Origin of the sequence: Corynebacterium sp. HMSC064E10 (genome assembly GCF_001812505.1) — a bacterium.
Taxonomy (GTDB): Bacteria; Actinomycetota; Actinomycetes; order Mycobacteriales; family Mycobacteriaceae; genus Corynebacterium; species Corynebacterium amycolatum.
This window is the reverse complement of record NZ_KV809174.1, coordinates 290,829-308,639: the sequence shown is the minus strand read 5'-3', so window position 1 is coordinate 308,639 and position 17,811 is coordinate 290,829. Positions and strand designations below refer to the sequence as shown.

The 17,811-nt window shown below is 59.7% G+C and carries 16 protein-coding genes, 1 tRNA gene, 1 other RNA gene and 1 pseudogene; 6 read left to right on the top strand and 13 right to left on the bottom strand.

Annotation, left to right across the window (positions count from 1 at the left end; genetic code table 11):
- Nucleotides 1-244: 244 nt before the first annotated feature.
- Nucleotides 245-1,408, top strand: coding sequence for a galactokinase family protein (locus tag HMPREF2860_RS09730; protein WP_038625952.1), 1,164 nt, complete (start codon nucleotides 245-247; stop codon nucleotides 1,406-1,408).
- An 11-nt stretch (nucleotides 1,409-1,419) separates the two neighbouring features.
- Here HMPREF2860_RS09730 and rnpB read toward each other — a convergent pair.
- The 5 genes and pseudogenes from rnpB to cobC form a co-directional block, all read right to left on the bottom strand.
- Nucleotides 1,420-1,884, bottom strand: an RNA gene (gene rnpB / locus HMPREF2860_RS09725) — RNase P RNA component class A.
- A gap of 59 nt (nucleotides 1,885-1,943) precedes the next feature.
- Nucleotides 1,944-2,609: pseudogene (locus tag HMPREF2860_RS09720) on the bottom strand (histidine phosphatase family protein); the annotation flags it as partial.
- Nucleotides 2,610-2,633: 24 nt separating this feature from the next.
- Nucleotides 2,634-3,377: a zinc ribbon domain-containing protein gene (locus HMPREF2860_RS09715; protein WP_038625957.1), complete on the bottom strand. Its 744-nt coding sequence runs from the start codon at nucleotides 3,375-3,377 to the stop codon at nucleotides 2,634-2,636.
- 5 nt (nucleotides 3,378-3,382) lie between these two features.
- The gene (locus HMPREF2860_RS09710) at nucleotides 3,383-4,570 is read right to left on the bottom strand and encodes a Nif3-like dinuclear metal center hexameric protein (protein ID WP_049181608.1); all 1,188 of its coding nucleotides are present in this window, start codon (nucleotides 4,568-4,570) and stop codon (nucleotides 3,383-3,385) included.
- Between the two features lie 69 nt (nucleotides 4,571-4,639).
- Nucleotides 4,640-5,773, bottom strand: coding sequence for an aminotransferase class I/II-fold pyridoxal phosphate-dependent enzyme (cobC, locus tag HMPREF2860_RS09705; RefSeq protein ID WP_070628852.1), 1,134 nt, complete (start codon nucleotides 5,771-5,773; stop codon nucleotides 4,640-4,642).
- 35 nt (nucleotides 5,774-5,808) lie between these two features.
- Here cobC and HMPREF2860_RS09700 point away from each other — a divergent pair, with 35 nt between their 5' ends.
- On the top strand, nucleotides 5,809-6,489 hold the full coding sequence (locus HMPREF2860_RS09700) for an HAD hydrolase-like protein (RefSeq protein ID WP_049181610.1): 681 nt from the start codon (nucleotides 5,809-5,811) through the stop codon (nucleotides 6,487-6,489).
- A gap of 68 nt (nucleotides 6,490-6,557) precedes the next feature.
- The gene (locus tag HMPREF2860_RS09695; protein ID WP_370547223.1) at nucleotides 6,558-7,061 is read left to right on the top strand and encodes a low molecular weight protein-tyrosine-phosphatase; all 504 of its coding nucleotides are present in this window, start codon (nucleotides 6,558-6,560) and stop codon (nucleotides 7,059-7,061) included.
- Here HMPREF2860_RS09695 and HMPREF2860_RS09690 read toward each other — a convergent pair.
- Nucleotides 7,058-7,639: a GtrA family protein gene (locus HMPREF2860_RS09690; protein WP_038625967.1), complete on the bottom strand. Its 582-nt coding sequence runs from the start codon at nucleotides 7,637-7,639 to the stop codon at nucleotides 7,058-7,060. The genes HMPREF2860_RS09695 and HMPREF2860_RS09690 overlap by 4 nt on opposite strands.
- 275 nt (nucleotides 7,640-7,914) lie before the next feature.
- On the opposite strand from HMPREF2860_RS09690, the gene HMPREF2860_RS09685 reads away from it, so the two are divergent.
- Nucleotides 7,915-8,901 (top strand): SURF1 family cytochrome oxidase biogenesis protein, encoded by a 987-nt coding sequence (locus tag HMPREF2860_RS09685; protein ID WP_049181612.1) that lies wholly within the window; start codon nucleotides 7,915-7,917, stop codon nucleotides 8,899-8,901.
- A gap of 8 nt (nucleotides 8,902-8,909) precedes the next feature.
- Here the strand turns inward: HMPREF2860_RS09685 and HMPREF2860_RS09680 are convergent, their stop codons facing one another.
- The 4 genes from HMPREF2860_RS09680 to HMPREF2860_RS09665 all read right to left on the bottom strand — a co-directional run bounded on the left by HMPREF2860_RS09680 (nucleotide 8,910) and on the right by HMPREF2860_RS09665 (nucleotide 11,141).
- Nucleotides 8,910-9,893 carry a cobalamin biosynthesis protein gene (locus HMPREF2860_RS09680; RefSeq protein ID WP_370547261.1) on the bottom strand — a complete coding sequence of 328 codons (984 nt, stop codon included), beginning with the start codon at nucleotides 9,891-9,893 and terminating at the stop codon, nucleotides 8,910-8,912.
- Nucleotides 9,859-10,464 (bottom strand): zinc metalloprotease, encoded by a 606-nt coding sequence (locus tag HMPREF2860_RS09675; RefSeq protein ID WP_038625973.1) that lies wholly within the window; start codon nucleotides 10,462-10,464, stop codon nucleotides 9,859-9,861. The genes HMPREF2860_RS09680 and HMPREF2860_RS09675 overlap by 35 nt, the downstream gene beginning before the upstream one ends.
- 71 nt (nucleotides 10,465-10,535) lie before the next feature.
- Nucleotides 10,536-10,607 (bottom strand) — tRNA-Val (locus tag HMPREF2860_RS09670).
- 123 nt (nucleotides 10,608-10,730) lie between these two features.
- Nucleotides 10,731-11,141, bottom strand: coding sequence for a DUF3052 domain-containing protein (locus HMPREF2860_RS09665; protein WP_005511050.1), 411 nt, complete (start codon nucleotides 11,139-11,141; stop codon nucleotides 10,731-10,733).
- Between the two features lie 276 nt (nucleotides 11,142-11,417).
- Between HMPREF2860_RS09665 and aceE the strand changes: the two genes are divergently transcribed.
- Both aceE and HMPREF2860_RS10980 read left to right on the top strand, forming a co-directional pair.
- Nucleotides 11,418-14,174, top strand: a complete 2,757-nt coding sequence (aceE, locus tag HMPREF2860_RS09660) for a pyruvate dehydrogenase (acetyl-transferring), homodimeric type (protein ID WP_070628851.1) — start codon at nucleotides 11,418-11,420, stop codon at nucleotides 14,172-14,174.
- Entirely contained in the window at nucleotides 14,174-14,533 is a 360-nt protein-coding gene (locus tag HMPREF2860_RS10980; protein ID WP_049181616.1) for an acyl carrier protein, read from the top strand. Before aceE ends, HMPREF2860_RS10980 begins: the two co-directional genes overlap by 1 nt.
- On the opposite strand, the gene HMPREF2860_RS09650 is transcribed toward HMPREF2860_RS10980, so the two are convergent.
- The 3 genes from HMPREF2860_RS09650 to HMPREF2860_RS09640 all read right to left on the bottom strand — a co-directional run bounded on the left by HMPREF2860_RS09650 (nucleotide 14,509) and on the right by HMPREF2860_RS09640 (nucleotide 17,642).
- Entirely contained in the window at nucleotides 14,509-15,132 is a 624-nt protein-coding gene (locus HMPREF2860_RS09650) for a DUF3145 family protein (protein ID WP_070628850.1), read from the bottom strand. The two genes, HMPREF2860_RS10980 and HMPREF2860_RS09650, sit on opposite strands and share 25 nt — an antisense overlap.
- A gap of 268 nt (nucleotides 15,133-15,400) precedes the next feature.
- Nucleotides 15,401-16,255 carry a serine hydrolase domain-containing protein gene (locus HMPREF2860_RS09645; protein WP_038625980.1) on the bottom strand — a complete coding sequence of 285 codons (855 nt, stop codon included), beginning with the start codon at nucleotides 16,253-16,255 and terminating at the stop codon, nucleotides 15,401-15,403.
- Between the two features lie 10 nt (nucleotides 16,256-16,265).
- Complete coding sequence (locus tag HMPREF2860_RS09640) at nucleotides 16,266-17,642, bottom strand: dicarboxylate/amino acid:cation symporter (protein ID WP_038625982.1); 1,377 nt, start codon at nucleotides 17,640-17,642, stop codon at nucleotides 16,266-16,268.
- Nucleotides 17,643-17,811 lie beyond the last annotated feature (169 nt).

Sequence of the window (17,811 nt, the reverse complement as noted above, 5' to 3'; positions counted from 1 at the left end):
CGAGTTATCAAGCGGTTGTGCCACCGCTAACTCCGCCCATAAGCAAGCTTGCAGAAAGGCAATCCTTTGCCTGCCATGTGCGCTGCGGCGACATAAAATCCCAGTATATAGGTTTGTCACTGTCCCCCGAGCCGGGTATTATCGACGGAATTGTTCACCTTAGAACACAAGCGCTGAATCCGAGCGCTGAATACAAACACTGCACACAAGCACTATGAGTCCGATCTCTGGAGAGGTTTCACCCATGCCCGCCGCACCCGCTGTCGTAAACGACGTCTTCGATGCCGTCGGTTCTAATGCTTCAGTTGCATACGCCCCGGGTTCCATCAACCTGTTGGGTGAGGACTGCGCGTCCTCCGGCGGCATGCTCCTAACCACCGCCATTCCAGCTTATGCCGCGGTCGGTATTGAAGAGATCGACGAGCAGCAGCTCATTGTCGTGTACAAGCGCGAAACTACCAAGATGGATTTCCCGGACAGCGTCCCCGCCGCTTTTTCGCAGGTGCCGACCGCTGTCGCGGCTACCATCGTCGCATTGCAGCACTCGCTGCACCTCGTTCCGCGCAACAGCAATGGCCTGAAGGTCACCATTGCCTCCACTATCGCGCCAGGTCGCGGTTTTGGAGAGATTCCGGCAATTCAGTGTGCACTCGCGCTGGCTCTCAATGCGCGTTTTGGCGACCGTGATGATGTACCTACCCGCACGCGTATTGCCACCGCTATCCACGAGACCATGGTGCAGGTAAAGGGCCAGTCGTGGCCGCTGTACCCCTACACCACGGCACTGCGCAGCCGCCCGGACAGTCTACTGTGCATCAACCACTCCGACGAGGCAGTCACGCAGACGGCGTTGCCACAGTCGTTGGCGCTGACTATCGCTTACTCCCCGGATGTCACCGGCGGTTCGCCAGACGAAGAGCGCTACGAGTTCTTCCAGCAAGCCTGCGCTGCTTTCGGCGTGCCGACTCTCGCTAGCCTCCCCGACGCACAGGAGCGGGTCGCGGACTGGGTACGCGCTCGTCACGAGGTGCACCCGGACGACGAAAACATCCCCACCATCGGCCGCGCCATCCAGTGGCTTGACGATGCCGACGCATCCTCCGACCGCGCCCGCGCAGTCATCGGTCACATCCGGCACAGCGATATTCAAGCAGCCATCGCAGGGGTTTCGCGCGATGTCAGTGAGCGTGGCTCCGCGCCGTCGGCAAGCTCTGTACTGGGGCAGATTGCCGAGCTGACCGACACCATCGACTGTGAGAAGATTGCCCGTTGCGCGCCGTGCCCGGGCGCGTCGCTGGTGATGTGGTCCCACGTCGACGACGCCGATCGGATTGCCTCCGCGCTTAACGACGGCGGTTCCGAGACCATCCGCGTGGAGAACACTTCGGCCGGCGCGGTGGTCGAGTAAAAAAGCTTGTGTGAACGAGTCGGCCTATGAGCCGGATTCTGTCCCTCGGCGCTCCTTTCGGAAAGCGCCGGGTGGCGATCATCCATCTCGGTCTGCCATTGCTGACAGCCTGAAGCAGCACACCCGCGAGTATCGGACGGGCAGCCCTCAAACACTCGCGCACACGCACGACGAAGCATGCGCGATTTTGCCTTGCTCCTGGTGGGGTTTACCTAGCCGGTGCAATCACTTGCCCCGCTGGTGCGCTCTTACCGCACCTTTTCACCCTCACCGGATCTCCACAGCTTTACGTCAAAGACATCGGCTGTGCGCCCGGCGGTCTATTTTCTGTGGCACTATTCCCGCAGGTCACCCTGGGTTGCTGTTAGCAACCACCATGCCCAGTGGAGTCCGGACTTTCCTCGACAGCGGCCTGGACACACTCTGTAAAAGAGGCGTCCGGTTCCGTTAACTGCCGCGATCACCCGGCCGGCTCGCTCGAATGGTTAGTGTACCCGCCACAACCGCAATTCAAATAACCCGCCGTACCGGGCTGCTAACCACGCAGGTAGCTGGTGTCGTTAATCAGCCGCACTGATGTCGGCCCATCTGCGTAGAACTCCGCGATGGAGAGGCTGGCCAGGTCCAGGTGCAGGCGGGTGAAGATTTCAAAGCCACAGCCGAGCCCCTGGCGCAGCAACGACTTGATTGGCGTGACATGGCTGACTACCAGCACATCAGAGGCACCGAATTGTTGAGCGATGCGCTCACGCGCGGCGCCCACTCGGCTATCGACCGAGCGGAAATCCTCCCCCTCCGGCGGCGCCACGGTCGGGTCCGCGAGCCAAGAACTGTGCAGCTCAGGGGTGGAGTTGTGCGCCTCGGAGAAAGTCATGCCCTCCCACTGCCCGAAGTCGGTCTCCCGCAGGTCCTCGTCAACGTGGATATCCAGGCCGAGCGCATTTGCTGCCGCCTCTGCGGTCTGCTGTGCACGACGCTGTGGAGAGGCCACAATGGCAGAGAAATTCATGTTGCCGCTATCGACCAGCTCTACGAGGTGCCGTGCCGCCGCTGCCGCTTGCTGCCTGCCGACCTCCGTCAGGTCGGGGTTCGAACGACTTCCCGAGTACTCCCGGCGAATCGACATCGGCGACTGCCCATGGCGCAGCAGCACCAGCCGCGTGGGGTCCGTGGTCGCACCCGTCCAGCCCGGCGCGCTATCGCGCTTGTCTGCAGCCTGGCTCATTTACTTGCCTTTCACTGCTCCCAGCGTTTCCGCACGCACGATCATCGCGCCACATTCAGGACAGAACGTCACTTCTTCCGGCGCGAGCGTGGTGAATTCATGCACGGTTCCGACATCGAGCTCCATGAAGCAGGAACCGCAGGTGCGCCCGTTCAGGCGTGCAACAGGGATGCCGTTAGCAAGCGCTAGACGACGGTAAAGCTTGGCTGCCGAACCATCAATGAGTTTGTCAGCCTCTTCGATTCGGGTCTCAGCGATGGAAATGCGCGCAATGAGGTCAACCTCGGCGTCGTTAAGCCTTTGCTTGGCGGCGACGATGTCATCGTGCGCCTCGTCGGCGTCGTATTCGTGCTCAGCGTCGACCTGATAGGCCTCCTGCATGCGCTCGTACTGCTGGAGTTCCTGTTCAGCGCGTTCGCGGCGGCGCTCGGTGGAGCGCAGGTCGTGTTCGAGGTCACGGCGCGTGGATGCGTCTTCTGTGGCACCGAGCGACAGACGGTCTGCCTTTTCGCGAGCCTTCAGCTTGTTGATGTCCGATTCCAGCTTGGCAATATCGCGGCCAATATCGGAGGCGCTGAGCTTGGAGCGCGCTGCCTCACTGGCCTGACGGCTGTGCTTTTTGCGCAGCTCCTGCAACTCGGCACGCTCGGGCAGAACGTTCTGGCGGGCGGTGAGCCCATCCAACAGAGTTTGGTTTTCCGCCTTTTCCAACATCGCCACTTGGATTTGTGGACTAAGCCTCATGGTCTTCACTTCCTTGCCTGTGTCGACGATTCTGCCACTGTCCAGGGATCGGTGCGCACCTCAAGGACCTCGGTCGCGACCCCGAGCCTCTCGGCCAGCATGTCTGCGGCCTGGTAGCACCAGGGGAACTCGCTGGCCCAGTGGGCCGTATCCACGACGCAGAAGTCCGCGGTCCGCAGCGTCTCATCTACAGGATGATGCCGCAGGTCCGAGGTAACAAAAGCATCGACGCCCATCTTCGCCACAGTGTCCAGGAAAGAGTCGCCCGAACCAGATGCAACGGCAACCGTACGAATCATCCGCTCCGGATCGCCTGCGCCGCGCACGCCCCATGCCGTTGCAGGCAGACGCTCAGCCACACGCGCAACGAAGTCCTTAAATGGCATCGGCGTATCTAGCGTGCCCACTCGCCCAATGCCCACAGCCTGCTGCGGGTCCAGACCGGTGGCCTGATTGTCCACGATGTCGAATGCCGGTTCCTCATACGGATGCACTGCAACGAGAGCCTTAACAATCGCCGCGCGCATGGACCGTGGTGCGACCATCTCCAGGCGCACTTCCTCGACATACTCGACCTGCCCCTCGGCGCCGATGAAGGGATTTGCCCCGCTCAGCGGGCGGAACTGGCCGCGGCCGTTAATGCGAAACGCACAGCTGTCGTAGTCGCCGATAGTGCCCGCGCCCGCCTCAAACATGGCTTGCGCGACCTTATCGACGTGATCTGCCGGAACCTTCACCGTCCAGGTATCCAAGCCGGGAGCCGGCTGCGGAGCTAGCGGCGCACCCGGTTCGACTCCGAGCATCGTGGCCAACTGGTCATTGACACCCGGTCGTGCGCTGTCAGCGTTAGTGTGCGCTGCAAAGAGAGCTACACCTGCCCGAATCAGCTTATGAATAATCCGACCCTTCGGTGTATCCGCCGCCACGGAATTCACACCGCGCAGAAGCAGCGGATGGTGCACAACGAGCATCTGAGCACCGGAGGCAATCGCGCGATCTGCGACCTCGTCAGTGCAGTCCAGCGCCAACGCGATGCGACGCACCTCATCCTGCGGGTCACCGCAAATCAGGCCAACTTTATCCCAGCTCTCCGCCAGTGCCGGCGGGTAGGCCGCGTCCATCGCCGTACGCACGTCGCCAACGGTCACCACCGAGTTATTGCCCTCGGCACGGGTCTGCGCAGAGTCCGTCATACATCCATCCCTTCAACATGCATTTCTCTCCAGCTTCTCTTCCAGCGTAGTGAACTCTGCCCCACCGCATCAGTTCTGCGACAGCAAATCCGCTACTTCCGCAACAAGCCGCCGCACACTCGCGTCATCCCGCACGGCCAGCCGCCACCACGAACCGTCCAGGCCGGCAAAGGTGTCGCAACGCCGCACGGCTACTCCGCGCGCAGCGAGCTGCTGTCTCAGACGCTCATGCTTGACGACGTCAACCTCCGCAGCACCCTGCCCATCGTGAGAACTCCGGTCACCTCCCGGACGCGCCAGGACAAAGGGAGCCTCGGAATCCAACACTTGCCAGCCGGCGGCCACTAGCAGCTGGGTCATAGACTCGCGCTGCTGACGAATCTCGGCACGAATTTCTGATAGCAGCTCTTCCTCACGACGCGCGATTTCCGCCATAGCGGTAAGTTGCAACGTGCCCAGCGGCCAGTGCGGACGCCGTCGCGCCAGCTGTGCCAGGAGCTCCGGGTGACCGAGTGCGTAACCGCAGCGCAGACCTGCGATTGCCCAGGTCTTAGTCATACTGCGGAAAACGATGACATTATCGGGGATTCTGTTCGCTTCCCCCGGCCTGCAATCGGCTAGCGAGCACCGCCGAATAATCTCGCCATCGGCGACGTCCATAAACGCCTCATCCACGACCAGGATTCCACAACGGCTGGCGAGCCCCCGCAGGTCATTCGCTGAATGAGCAACGCCGGTGGGGTTGGTCGGATTGCCGATGATGACCATCCGGCCTTCAAGCTGCTGGGAATGCGGGAAGGATGCGTTCTCGTGGACGTCGGCAAGCGTAGGCATGAGCGTGTACGGCGACGGCAGTACCAGCGAATCCACCTCGACTCCTGCGGCGAGGAAGGCGGCTTCGGGTTCGGTGAACTGCGGCTGGACGATTGTGGCGGGCAAACCCAAGTGAGGCAAGAGCGAGAAGCCCTCGGCGACGCCGTGGAGAAGCAGTACCTCGTCAGCGCTGCGATTGTGGTTGGCGGCGATGGCGGCGCGGACGTCGGCATCGAGCTGCGCCGACGGATACGCGGCAAGTTCTCCGAGGGACGTGGCCAGCGAGTGCTGTAGCCACTGCGGTGTGGTGCCGTGGACATTGACGGCAAAGTCCAGGTCAGCGCCATGGGCGGCCTGGTCGCCGTGATAGCGCAGCGGGTCGTCTAACATGCCATCCAGCCTAATGACCTTTTAGGATGAACAATATGTCCACTGGCCATCGCCCCACTGTCCTTATTGATGTCGACGGCACCATCGCCGATTCTCTCCCCGCAATCGCACATGGATTTCGCCTTGCATTGGAGGAAATTGACCGCCCACTTCCGCCTGAGAGCTTCATCAACACGATTCCCGGGCCGCCAATGGTGGAAACACTCGCATCTCTCGGGCTTTCCGACGAACAGGTCGACCGAGCCTTCGCTGTGTATATGGAGCATCAACACGCCGGTGCTTGGCAGCGTGCCGAGATGTTCCCCGGCTGGCCGGAGCTCCTGCGCGATTGGCGGGCAGCAGGCGTACAGCTAGCCACTGCGACTTCCAAGGGCGAGTACTTCGCCCGCAAGACCCTGGACAATTTCGGACTTCTCGACGCCTTTGACTTCATCGGCGCCGCCAGCGACGACGGCTCACGGCAGACAAAGACTGAGGTCATTGAGTACACGCTCAAGGAGTTGGGCATTGAACCCGATGAAGCAGTGCGCCCGCGTGGTTCGGTCGTAATGGTCGGCGATCGCATCCATGATTTTGAGGGCGCAGCACAGTTCGGCATCCCCGCCATCGCTGTTAAATGGGGCTACGGCTCAGAATCTGAGTGGGCATCGGCAGCGGCGGTGGCGTCGTCGCCTGGGGACCTGAATCGTGTTGTGCGGGAAATGCTGTATCTTTAAGACTCGTCAACGATTAGTGACAATCCTATTTTTATTTTCCGAGAAGTTTGGTTTTGCCTATTATGCTTATGAACTCGTCGCATCGTACTGAGTCCGTGTACGTCGTGTTTGTCTGCTCCGGAAATATCTGCCGCTCCCCCATGGCTGAAATCATCGTCCGTGACGCAGTTGAAGCCAATGCGCTTGCCGACGATGTCCTGCTCGCCTCCTGCGGAATCGGCGGCTGGCATGTCGGCGAACCCGCCGACGAGCGGGCGCAAGCCGAGCTGGAAAATGCCGGCTACGACCCAAATCACACCGCCGCACAGCTAGGCGATGAGCACATGGATGCAACGCTTTTCATCGCCATGGATGAATCGCACATCAATGGTCTACTCCGCGCTGGCGTGCCAAAAGAAAAGATTCGCCTGCTGCGTTCCTTCGACCCGGCGTCCCCGAAGGGTGCCGTCGTGGCCGATCCCTACTACGGTGGCCCGGAGGGGTTCGTCCGCACTCGAAACGAAATTGAGGCCGCGACGCCGGGCATCATCGCATGGTTGCGTGAGACTCTGGCGCTGGCCTCTGAACGTTAAGGTTTCAAAACAACCTTTTCTTTTGTTTTATTGGCATTGCCTCGGTTTCGGAACGCCCAAATCTTATTCAAGATGAAGTTAGCGGGCGTGCCCAAGATGACACCGATGAGGTTTGCCCAGTAGAGGCGGTTCCTAAAACCGGTGGAGTCGTCGAAAATGTCCGTTGGCAGTGCCAGCGGCGAGGTGGGGTTAGTCAGCAGCGTAATGACAACCAGGTTCACAATCAGTGCTGAGATACCTGCAAATAAAAACGGGAAGAACTGTCTAAACCAGTTCGGGCGATTGTCAGTTCGGAAAGTCCAGGACCGGTTGAGCTGGAAGTTCCAAATATTAGCCACGACAAACGCCAGAGTTGCATAGACGTGGGAGTAACGGATATTCCACCGTGTTCCGAACAGGTTCAAAAACACGTCGTGTTCATTGGTGCCCAGACTGAGACCCAACTTGCGGGCAATGATCACGACAATCAGGTTGACAACCACACCTGTGCCGCCGACCAGACCGAACTTGATGAACTGGCGCGAGACTGTGCTGAAGCGACGTGAAGGCGAAGATTTCGCTGTTTGCGTGCCCACCACGACACCTCTCTTTCCATCTATCCCGGGTAGATTCCCCGTCAAATACGCTCAAACAACTTTACCCGAAGTTCACTCAATCTCCGCGCAGGTGAATCCTTGTGAAAGCGAGATTTCCCTCACGGCAATCAGCCTTTTCCTCCCCCTCATCACCTCATCAGCACTGTGCTCATTTGGTATGCACTATTAAAACAGGTGCCACTGCCCACCCGCCACAACAGTGCCATCCGCTCTAGTGCCATCCGCTCTGGTGCCAGCCACAGCACCGGGTAAGCTCAATGAATGTGTTTAAGAATGTGCGCCAGTTTCTGACCCCTGGATGGGTTCTCACTGCGATTGTCGCCATTGCGTTTTCCTATCTCGCATTTACTGTTCTGGCTCCGTGGCAGTTGGGTAAGAACACCGCGACGCAGCATCGCAATCAGCAGCTTGAGCACTCATTCGAGCTCAACCCCGTAGATGTCAACGAGCTAATGCCCAAGGGCAAAGGCTTCGTCGAGGGCAACGAATGGCGTCGCGTTACCGCCACCGGGTCCTTCCTGCCGGATACCCGCGTACTATTGCGTAACCGCCCAGTAAATGGCGCACCCGCTGTCCAGGTACTCGATGTCTTCGTCGCTAACAATGGCGAAAATTACCTGGTCAACCGTGGCTTTGTGCGTCCTACAGACTCCAGCACCCCCAATGTTGAGCCAGCCCCGAAGGGCACCTTGACTATCTCGGCCTTTATCCGCCGAAACGAGGTTCCCGCCGAGACCGCCCCAATCCCCGGCACCCCGCCGCAGGTCTACGGAATCAATACCAAGGAAGTGTCCGAGCTCGTCGGCACCGAACTCAACCCCGATTGGCTTCAGCTCTCGGACAAATCCGATGCCGTCATCGAGGCCATTCCGCTGCCCACCCTGGAGTCCGGCCCCTACCTCTCCTACGGCATCCAGTGGATCTTCTTCGGCGCTCTCGTGCCGCTGGCCGTCGTCTGGTTCATTCGCGCCGAGATTGTCGAACGCAAACGCGACCGCGCGGAGCAGGAGGAGATGGCCAAGAATCTCCGCGATGCCGAAGCCGCAGAACCAGTCAATCACGCTGATGACACCGAGGACGCGGCACCCGAATCGGACGATGCCACCACTTCCACCCCTCCGCCGGCTAAGCCCGAAGAGGATCGCGCCGCTGAGCTGCACCGTCAGCGCATGGCGCAGCGCTACGGCAACACTGGCCACCGCGCCGCGGGTTATCGCGATAACCGATACGACGAGCGTTTCTAACTCTCAGTTCACGCTTTCACTCGTCGAACACATCCGGCAATTACTGCTGCTCCGGCGCAGCTTAGCGCAACGATGTTTTGTACTCGCTTGCTCAGCCCTGCGGCACGCCGCACATCGGCCACCGCAGGCCTCCGACCACTGCCAAGCACCGGGCGCATCTCCACTCCGCTGGGATACACCGTCGCGCCGCCCAGCTGCAGCCCCAGCGCGCCTGCAGCGCTTGCCTCCACGATGCCTGCGTTTGGGCTTGGGTGGTTGCCGGCGTCTCGTCGCCACGCTGCCAATGCTTGACGACGGTCCGGACCTGCAACCACAGTTGCGACAGCTGTAAGTCTCGCGGGGAAGAACCCGACGACGTCGTCAAGCCGTGCACTGGCCCACCCGAACTGCCGATAGCGAGCGTTGCGGTACCCCACCATCGCGTCGAGGGTATTAGCCGCTCGATGAGCGACCACACCAGGAGCGCCTGCAATGGCACCCCACATGAGAGTGCCGGTGACTGCGTCGGAGGTATTTTCAGCGAGCGATTCGACGGTCGCTCGGGCGATGCCATCAGCGTCGAGAGCTTCCGGATCACGCGAACACAACCACGGCACAAGTTCGCGGGCGGCATCGATGTCGCCGGAAGTGAGTCGGTCAGTCATGCGCTCGCCAGTACGGCGGAGAGTGGTGCCGCCGAGCGAAGCCCACGTGGCGGCAGCCAGCGTGAGACTCGGTGCGACTGTGCTGGCTGCGGCGGCAAGCGCTACCGGCGTGGTCACTGCGATTGCGGTGAACGCCACACCGCGCGCTTTGGAGTCGGCGTAGATTCGGCACTCAAGTTTGCTGACGGCCTGCCCGTAGAGGGCCACCGGATGGTGATTGGTGGGATCTGCGAAAATGCGGTCAAGTGCATACCCCACTGCGATGGCCGCTCCACGCCGCCAGAGGTGTCGACTTCTGGCATGTGTACACAATCTAATCAAATTGCCCCTGCAGAACGGCTGCGACATCGAGCGGAGTGACATGCGCTGCCGGATGGCGGTGCTGCGATGCGGCCATCAAGGTGTAATCACAAGTGTGCCGGATACCGAGCAAGTGCCCAAACTCGTGGGCAAGAGTGCTGCGAATTGCATCGGGATAGAGAGTGGAAGTAACGAAAACCGTCATCTCCTTACTAATTTCCGATGCAGAAGCCAAGACGCGCGAGTCCGGCCTTGGCACATAGCGAACGTTCACAGTATCCGAATCAGCCTTGTCCTTGGTCACTTCCCGAAGCACAACCTTGCCACCGAGCTTTTCATTCCACTCTTGAGTAGCAGCATCTAGCTGTGCGCGGTACGGAAAATCTGGGGCAACAACGTAATCCAAAGTGCCATCGGCAATATAGGAAGGCATCTGATCCGAGAGATGGAGAATCGACGGATTATCCACCGGCTCGCCCGCATTTGCAGCCTTGACCATTGCTTTACAGGTGGCCGAATCGATTATCGGTTTACCATCCCCGCCGATTGCGTAGGCGGGAGCGCCCGCGAGCAGAGATCCGACAAAAACAATGGTGGCAAGCGATTTTGTAAAACGCACAGACCGGAAGTTTAGCACAAACAAAATCCGCCCGGATTCCCCGTTACAAGAATCCGGGCGGATTATATCTGTGCGGCGAGAGGGTTTCGAACCCCCGACCGCTGGTGTGTAAAACCAGAGCTCTACCGCTGAGCTATCGCCGCGCTGCTGCGAAACTCTAACACACGGAAAACATAGATTGCCAATTGCGCACTACAAACAGCGTTTATGTCGATTGTTTCAACAGCTCAGCTAGTAGCCGATTCAAACGGGACAGCTAGAGCCGGTTAGCTAGAGCGCTGCACCAGGCAATTGCCCTGCCAATCCCCCAGCCGAAGCGCCGAGGTGTTGGAGAAACCTGCCAGCTGTGCGGACTCGTCAATCACGCCAGGATCAATGGCACCCGGCTGACCAGCGCCCGGCGTGAGTAGCCAAACGCGACCTTCATCCTCCAAAGGGCGGGAAGCATCCACAAGACCATCGACCAAGTCGCCGTCTTCTTCACGCCACCACAGCAATACGACGTCGACAACTTCATCCGTGTCTTCGTCGAGCAGGTCTGCATCCAGGAAATTCTCGACCGACTCACTGATTGCTGAGTCACAGTCTGTATCCCAGCCAACCTCCTGGACTAGCTGACCTTCCTTGATGCCGAGCCTGCTCGCATATTCATGAGCAGCGCCTGTGGCGTTGACCACTTCCCTTTTCCTCCTCTAGAAAAAATATTCAGCTCGATTTTTCGAACTATGTGGAGAAATTTTACCGCTCAAATACATTTTTCACAGCTGCAAAATAAGAATTTCCCCAAAAAGGTGCAGTTTTCGCGGTGTTCTTCGCAATGTTCGTCGTAAAGCCAAGCGGATTATTCGGTGAAAGCGTGTGTAAGAAACGGCTAGGGGCACAACAAACGATTCAGAAGTAGAGTGGAGAACAATAACCTTTGCCTTTCCTTCAGGGACTGAAAGGAGCTCACAATGTCCGATACATCGTCAGGTACGCCACAAGCCCACTCTGATGAGTCAAATTTTGCCCTTATCCGTGATGGGGTCGCCTCCTATCTCACGGATGCAGATCCTGAAGAGACCAAGGAGTGGCTTGAGTCTCTCGACGGCCTGTTGGAAGAGGCAGGTCCGGAACGCGCACGCTTCCTCATGCTGCGACTGCTGGAACGTGCCACGGCAAAGCGCGTGGCCCTACCGCCGCTGACCTCGACAGACCTCGTCAACACCATCCCGACTGAGATGGAGCCAGAATTCCCAGGCGATGAGGACATTGAGCGCCGCTACCGCAAGTGGATCCGCTGGAATGCGGCAATTATGGTCCATCGCGCACAGCGTCCAGGTATCGGCGTGGGCGGACATATCTCCACCTATGCGGGTGCCGCACCGCTTTACGAGGTCGGCTTTAACCACTTCTTCCGCGGCAAGGACCACCCAGGCGGCGGTGACCACGTCTTCTTCCAGGGCCACGCTTCGCCGGGCATGTACGCCCGTGCATTCCTAGAGGGGCGCCTGACCGAAGAGGACCTCGACGGTTTCCGACAGGAGGTCTCCCTCGGTGAGGGCAATGGCCTTCCCTCCTACCCGCACCCGCATGGCATGCCGGAGTTCTGGGAGTTCCCGACGGTGTCTATGGGGCTGGGACCAATTAACGCTATCTACCAGGCCCGTTTTAACCGCTATCTCGATGACCGCGGCATCAAGGACACCTCACAGCAGCACGTTTGGGCCTTCCTCGGTGACGGCGAAATGGACGAGCCGGAATCCCGTGGTGCCATTCAGCATGCGGCGCTGAACAACCTGGATAACCTGACATTCGTCATTAACTGCAACCTGCAACGTCTCGACGGTCCGGTGCGCGGTAACACCAGCATCATCCAAGAGTTGGAGTCGTTCTTCCGCGGCGCTGGTTGGAATGTCATCAAGGTCGTTTGGGGCCGTGAATGGGACGAGCTCTTCGCCAAGGACAAGGACGGCGCACTAGTCGACCTGATGAATAAGTTCTGCGATGGCGATTACCAGACGCTGAAGGCTAACGACGGCGCTTGGGTGCGAGAGCACTTCTTCGGCCGTGACCCGCGCACTGCCAAGCTGGTCGAGGACATGACCGACGAGGAGATTTGGAACCTCCGTCGCGGTGGCCACGACTACCGCAAGATTTACGCTGCCTACAAGAAGGCCTTGGAGACCAAGGATCAGCCGACTGTCATCCTGGCGCACACGGTTAAGGGCTATGGCCTTGGCCACAACTTCGAGGGCCGCAACGCGACCCACCAGATGAAGAAGCTAGCACTCGACGACCTGAAGCTTTTCCGCGATAACCAGCGCATTCCAATCTCCGACGAGGAGCTGGAGAAGGATCCCTACCTGCCGCCGTACTACAACCCGGGCCCGGAGTCCGAGGAAGTGCAGTACATGCTGGAGCGACGCAAGGAGCTCGGCGGTTTCGTGCCAGAGCGCCGCACTAGCTACGAGCCTCTGACAGTGCCAAAGCCTGAGAGCCTGAAGAACCTGCTCAAGGGATCAGGTAAGCAGAAGGTTGCCACCACTATGGCGACGGTGCGTGTTTTCAGGGACCTGATGCGCGATAAGGACCTCAAGGATCGTTTTGTGCCCATCATCCCTGATGAGGCCCGTACTTTCGGCATGGACTCCTGGTTCCCGACGCTGAAGATCTACAACCCGCACGGCCAGAATTACACTCCGGTCGACCATGAGCTGATGCTGTCCTACAAGGAAGCGAAGGACGGCCAGATTCTGCACGAGGGCATTTCCGAGGCGGGCTCTGTGGGGTCGTTTACCGCTGTCGGCTCGGCGTACGCCACCCATGGCGTTGCCATGATTCCGCTCTACATCTTCTATTCGATGTTCGGTTTCCAGCGTACGGCTGACTCCATTTGGGCCGCTGGTGACCAAATGACCCGTGGCTTCCTGCTCGGCGCTACAGCTGGTCGCACGACGCTGACCGGTGAAGGCCTGCAGCACATGGACGGTCACTCCCAACTGCTGGCGGCTACGAACCCGTCTGTGGTCTCCTACGACCCGGCGTTCGCCTACGAGATTGCCTACATCGTCTGCGACGGTATCGACCGCATGTACGGGCCAGAGCGCGGCGAAGATGTCATCTACTACCTGACTATCTACAATGAGCCGACTTCGCAGCCGGCTGTCCCGGAAGACCTCGATGTCGAGGGGCTACTTGGCGGTATCTACCGCTTCCGCAAGGCTGAGGGCGACAAGCATGTCAACCTGCTGGCTTCCGGCATTGGCATGCAGGAGGCGCTGCGCGCCGCGGACATCCTGGAAGACTACGGCGTGGCTTCCTCGATTTACTCGGTGACATCGTGGAATGAGCTGGCCCGCGATGGGCACGAGCGTGACACTGAGCGTCTACACAACCCGGCTGAAGAGGTCGACGACGCCTTCGTTACCCGCCAGCTGTCCGACACCGATGGGCCGTTCATCGCAGTGACCGACTTCCAACGTGCGGTCCCGGAGCAGATTCGCAAGTGGGTTCCGGGTGACTACACCGTCCTCGGCACCGACGGCTACGGCTTCTCGGATACCCGTCCGGCCGCTCGCCGCTACTTCAACTCCGACGGCGAGTCAGTCGCTGTTGCGGCCCTGTCCGCACTGGCACGCGCTGGCAAGCTCGACATGAATGTCGCCCAGGAAGCAGCTGAAGAGCTGCAGATTACCGATCCAACCGCAACCACTCAGGACGCTGAATAATGACCTCAAGCCTTGGAGATCAGCTCAGCGCCCTACTGGGCACACAGGTCACCGGTGACGCTGACGATGCCTCTCCTAATGCAGCGAACGGGGGCTCGAAGAAGAGTTCCGCCGACGCTGACCTGCCCGCAGGTCTTCACGGCGAGGTCGCGGCAATCGTCAAAAAGATGGCTAACGACGAGGTGGAGTCCTTAGAGCTCTCCACCCCGCTGACCGACTACGGTTTTGACCGCCTAAGCGTCGTAGAGTTGGCCGTCCGTTGCGAAGAAGAGCTGGGAGCCCGCGTTGAGGACGAGGACATTTCCTCGTTTAAGACCCTCGGCGATGTAGTTGACTACATCGCCGCCCGGCGCGGGTAGAGCTGCAGCACGTTAGCTGCCTCTACCCCACCAAGGTCTGCGTTGCCAGCGGTCGAGTTGCCGCTGGCGCTGTCGGTCCCGGCAGGGATGGACGTCGTAAAGCAGTCTTCGGGGGCGTCGCCTGCCGTCATCATGCGCATCGGCTCTAACACGCGGTCCCACGGCCCACCGATGGCCGCGTCGAGGGCACCTTTGATGTCGCCGCCGCGCGCCATGATGGAACGCAGCGCGTCTTCGTTGATCACGATGTTTCCGGCGGCATCGGTCTGTCCGGCGAAAGTCCCCAGCTGCGGGGTATGGCAGTAGCGCATACCGTCAATGGCGTAGCCGTCATCATCCACGGCTGGGTCTTGCGCCAGCTCGAAATAGAGGCGCGGCCACCTAGCCAGGTTGTCCACCAGTGTGGCGATGGTGTCAGCACTTGCAGTGAAAGGCACCTCAGCGCACAAAGTGGAATCCTGGTCGGCCGCACGCCAAATATCCCGGCCTGGCTTAGTGCCATCGGGCATGCTGAGTCGGGCCAGCGCCCACGTGATGTGTGGTTGCAGCGGCCCTGGCATGCTGTGAATCCACAGGACGCCTGAAAGTTGGGTGCGCATAGACGAAGGTCCTCGGAAAGGTTGCGGTCAATTGGTGTAAGACGAGATTCGTCTTCCCCTACGAACTCATCCAACGACACTTGCCACACTGCAGAAAAAGCACTGCGGTAAAACAACACTTCTGAGGTTTGCGTTGCACGTGTTTATGATTGTTATTTCCAAGACGGCTGCTGGCAACCCTCAAGTTGTCCTTAATCCCCCAGATGTGATTTAACGCTGAGACGAAAAATCGGCGCCGCAAGCGACGCCGGCTTACTCCACATCCCCCTTAATCCTCAGCGTGTTCTTCCAGCTCACTCCAGAGTTCGTCGTTGAAGTCGGCCCATAGAGGCTTTGCCCACTCGCCGAAATCTCGGTCGGTCAGCGCGATTGCCGCCCGTCCGGTTGGACGATGCAGCCACAGGAGTGTGCCCGCTTGCCCAAAATGGCCTGCGACATCCTTGGGCATCGAGGCACCAAACCACAGCCCCTGCTTGGAATCGGGGTGCCCGAAGATCTCAAAGCCCAGGCCCCAATCGGCCGGACGTTGCATACCATAGCCAGGCACAACACCATTCAGCCCCGGGAACTGCACCGTCAACGCCTCAGTCACGGTATCGGGATGCAGAAGAGTCGGGGCGAGAATCTCATCGACGAAGGCCATGAGATTAGCGACGCTGCTGCGCGCGCCATGCCCTGCCGAGCCATCCAGCACGGAATCCGCCATCCCTAGCGGCTCAAACACAGCCTGGCGCAGGTATTCACTAAACGGCATGTCTGCCTCCGCGGCGATTACATCGGCGATGATGTCAAAACCCGCGGAGGAGTAAATACGCCGCTCCCCTGGCTCTTTTTCCAGCTCACGGCTGGCAAACCCCACCCCGCCGGCGTGCGCCAGTAGGTGACGCACAGTCGCACCACGACCGGGTGGCGTGAGCTCTTGATTGAGCTCCAGCGCACCCTCTTCGACGGCCACAAGCATTCCCACGGCCGCCAACAGCTTGGTCACACTGGCCAGTTCAAAAACTCGGCCGCTATCACCGTGGGTGTGCCAACTGCCATCGTCGGCACGCGCGGCAGCCGCGACCGCGTCGACTGGCCACTGGTCAACTTGCGCTAGAACAGAGGGCTTCCAAGAAGTCATGTCCTCAAGACTACGCAAGCGCGGCAGACGTGGACTTCTCAGCAGGCGCGTCCGCAGACTCGTCGTCCGACTCGTCAGCTGTTTCGTCGGCTGGCGACAGGTCGGCGTTGGCGCTTGCGTCCCACTCGCCCTGGTCCCAAATTCCTGCACGCTTTGCGACGACCAACGGGACCACGGCCTGACCGGTGACGTTTACCGCGGTGCGTCCCATATCCACAATCGGCTCGACAGCCAACAGGAGGCCGACACCGGCGAGTGGCAGGCCGAGGGTCGACAGGGTCAGGGTCAGCATGACGGTAGCGCCGGTGGTGCCAGCAGTTGCAGCCGAACCGATAACGGAGACGAAGATGATGAGCAGGTAGTCCGTGAAGTCCAGCGGTACCCCGTAGAACTGCGACACGAAGATAGCTGCGATAGCCGGGTAAATGGCAGCGCAACCATCCATCTTCGTGGTAGCACCCAGCGGCACTGCGAAAGAGGCGTACTCATCCGGCACTGCCAGACGACGCGAGACAACGCGCTCAGTGACCGGCATGACGCCCATCGACGAACGAGTAAAGAAGCCGAGCGAGGTCACTGGCCAGACGCGACGGAAGAAGTCGATTGGGCTAATGCCATGAATCTTCAGCACAACTGGGTACACAACTGCGATAACCAGGAACAGGCCAATGTAGATGGCAATGGCGAACTTGCCCAGGCTGCCAAGTGCTTCCCAACCGTACTCAGCGACAGCATGACCGATCAGAGCCGCAGTACCGATTGGTGCCAGACGGATAACCCACCACAGCACCTTCTGCACGATGGTCAAAAGAGAGCCGGAGAACTCGATGAACGGTTCAGCCTTCGGGCCGACCTTTACTGCGGCAATACCGAAGACAATCGCGATGACCAGCAGCTGCAGGACGTTGAAGTTCAGCGAGCCGGATACAGCACCGTCAGATTCGCTGATCTTCACACCAAGGCCGAGGAAGTTCTGCGGGACAATGCTCTGCAGGAATCCCCACCACGAGCCCACAGAATCCGGTTCCTGTGCAGCCGAGGCATCGACGCCGGAGTTAACGCCCGGCTTGATAAGCAAGCCCAGGCCAATGGCAATAACCACCGATACAAAGGATGTGATGGCGAACCAAATAAGCGTCGAAACAGCCAGCTTGGCTGCGCCTGCGACCTGGCGCAGGTTGGCAATCGACACCACGACTGCGGTGACCACCAGCGGCGGAATGAGCAGCTTCAACAGCGTGACGTAGGTACTGCCGACCTCGTCCAGCGCTGTGCGCAGCGAGGAGTCATCGCCAGTACTGCGGGCCATGAAGCCCAAAATGAGACCAATAATCAGGCCATAGACAACTTGGGCACCGAAGCCGGTCGCCCATTTGAATTTATTCACTTTTCCTCCTGGATTTTTATCTGTCTGAAAACACTTATGGCGCACTTTAGGTCATCTGACATATGCGCGTGATGGGGTATCCGAGGGCCGCTGGGCTCAGCCTCGAAGAGGTAGGCGCAACGGGGGCGGAAACCTGAAGTGTTTAGCGACAGGAGGAAGTGGAAATTCG

Excerpts from the sequence above, each read along its gene's own strand:
- HMPREF2860_RS09730 (WP_038625952.1), top strand. The coding sequence starts at position 245 with ATGCCCGCCGCACCCGCTGTCGTAAACGACGTCTTCGATGCCGTCGGT.
- HMPREF2860_RS09695 (WP_370547223.1), top strand. The coding sequence starts at position 6,558 with ATGAACTCGTCGCATCGTACTGAGTCCGTGTACGTCGTGTTTGTCTGC.
- HMPREF2860_RS09710 (WP_049181608.1), bottom strand. The coding sequence starts at position 4,570 with ATGACGGACTCTGCGCAGACCCGTGCCGAGGGCAATAACTCGGTGGTG.
- HMPREF2860_RS09715 (WP_038625957.1), bottom strand. The coding sequence starts at position 3,377 with ATGAGGCTTAGTCCACAAATCCAAGTGGCGATGTTGGAAAAGGCGGAA.
- HMPREF2860_RS09650 (WP_070628850.1), bottom strand. The coding sequence starts at position 15,132 with ATGCGCACCCAACTTTCAGGCGTCCTGTGGATTCACAGCATGCCAGGG.
- HMPREF2860_RS09700 (WP_049181610.1), top strand. The coding sequence starts at position 5,809 with ATGTCCACTGGCCATCGCCCCACTGTCCTTATTGATGTCGACGGCACC.
- aceE (WP_070628851.1), top strand. The coding sequence starts at position 11,418 with ATGTCCGATACATCGTCAGGTACGCCACAAGCCCACTCTGATGAGTCA.
- HMPREF2860_RS10980 (WP_049181616.1), top strand. The coding sequence starts at position 14,174 with ATGACCTCAAGCCTTGGAGATCAGCTCAGCGCCCTACTGGGCACACAG.
- HMPREF2860_RS09685 (WP_049181612.1), top strand. The coding sequence starts at position 7,915 with ATGAATGTGTTTAAGAATGTGCGCCAGTTTCTGACCCCTGGATGGGTT.
- HMPREF2860_RS09680 (WP_370547261.1), bottom strand. The coding sequence starts at position 9,893 with ATGTCGCAGCCGTTCTGCAGGGGCAATTTGATTAGATTGTGTACACAT.
- HMPREF2860_RS09645 (WP_038625980.1), bottom strand. The coding sequence starts at position 16,255 with ATGACTTCTTGGAAGCCCTCTGTTCTAGCGCAAGTTGACCAGTGGCCA.
- cobC (WP_070628852.1), bottom strand. The coding sequence starts at position 5,773 with ATGTTAGACGACCCGCTGCGCTATCACGGCGACCAGGCCGCCCATGGC.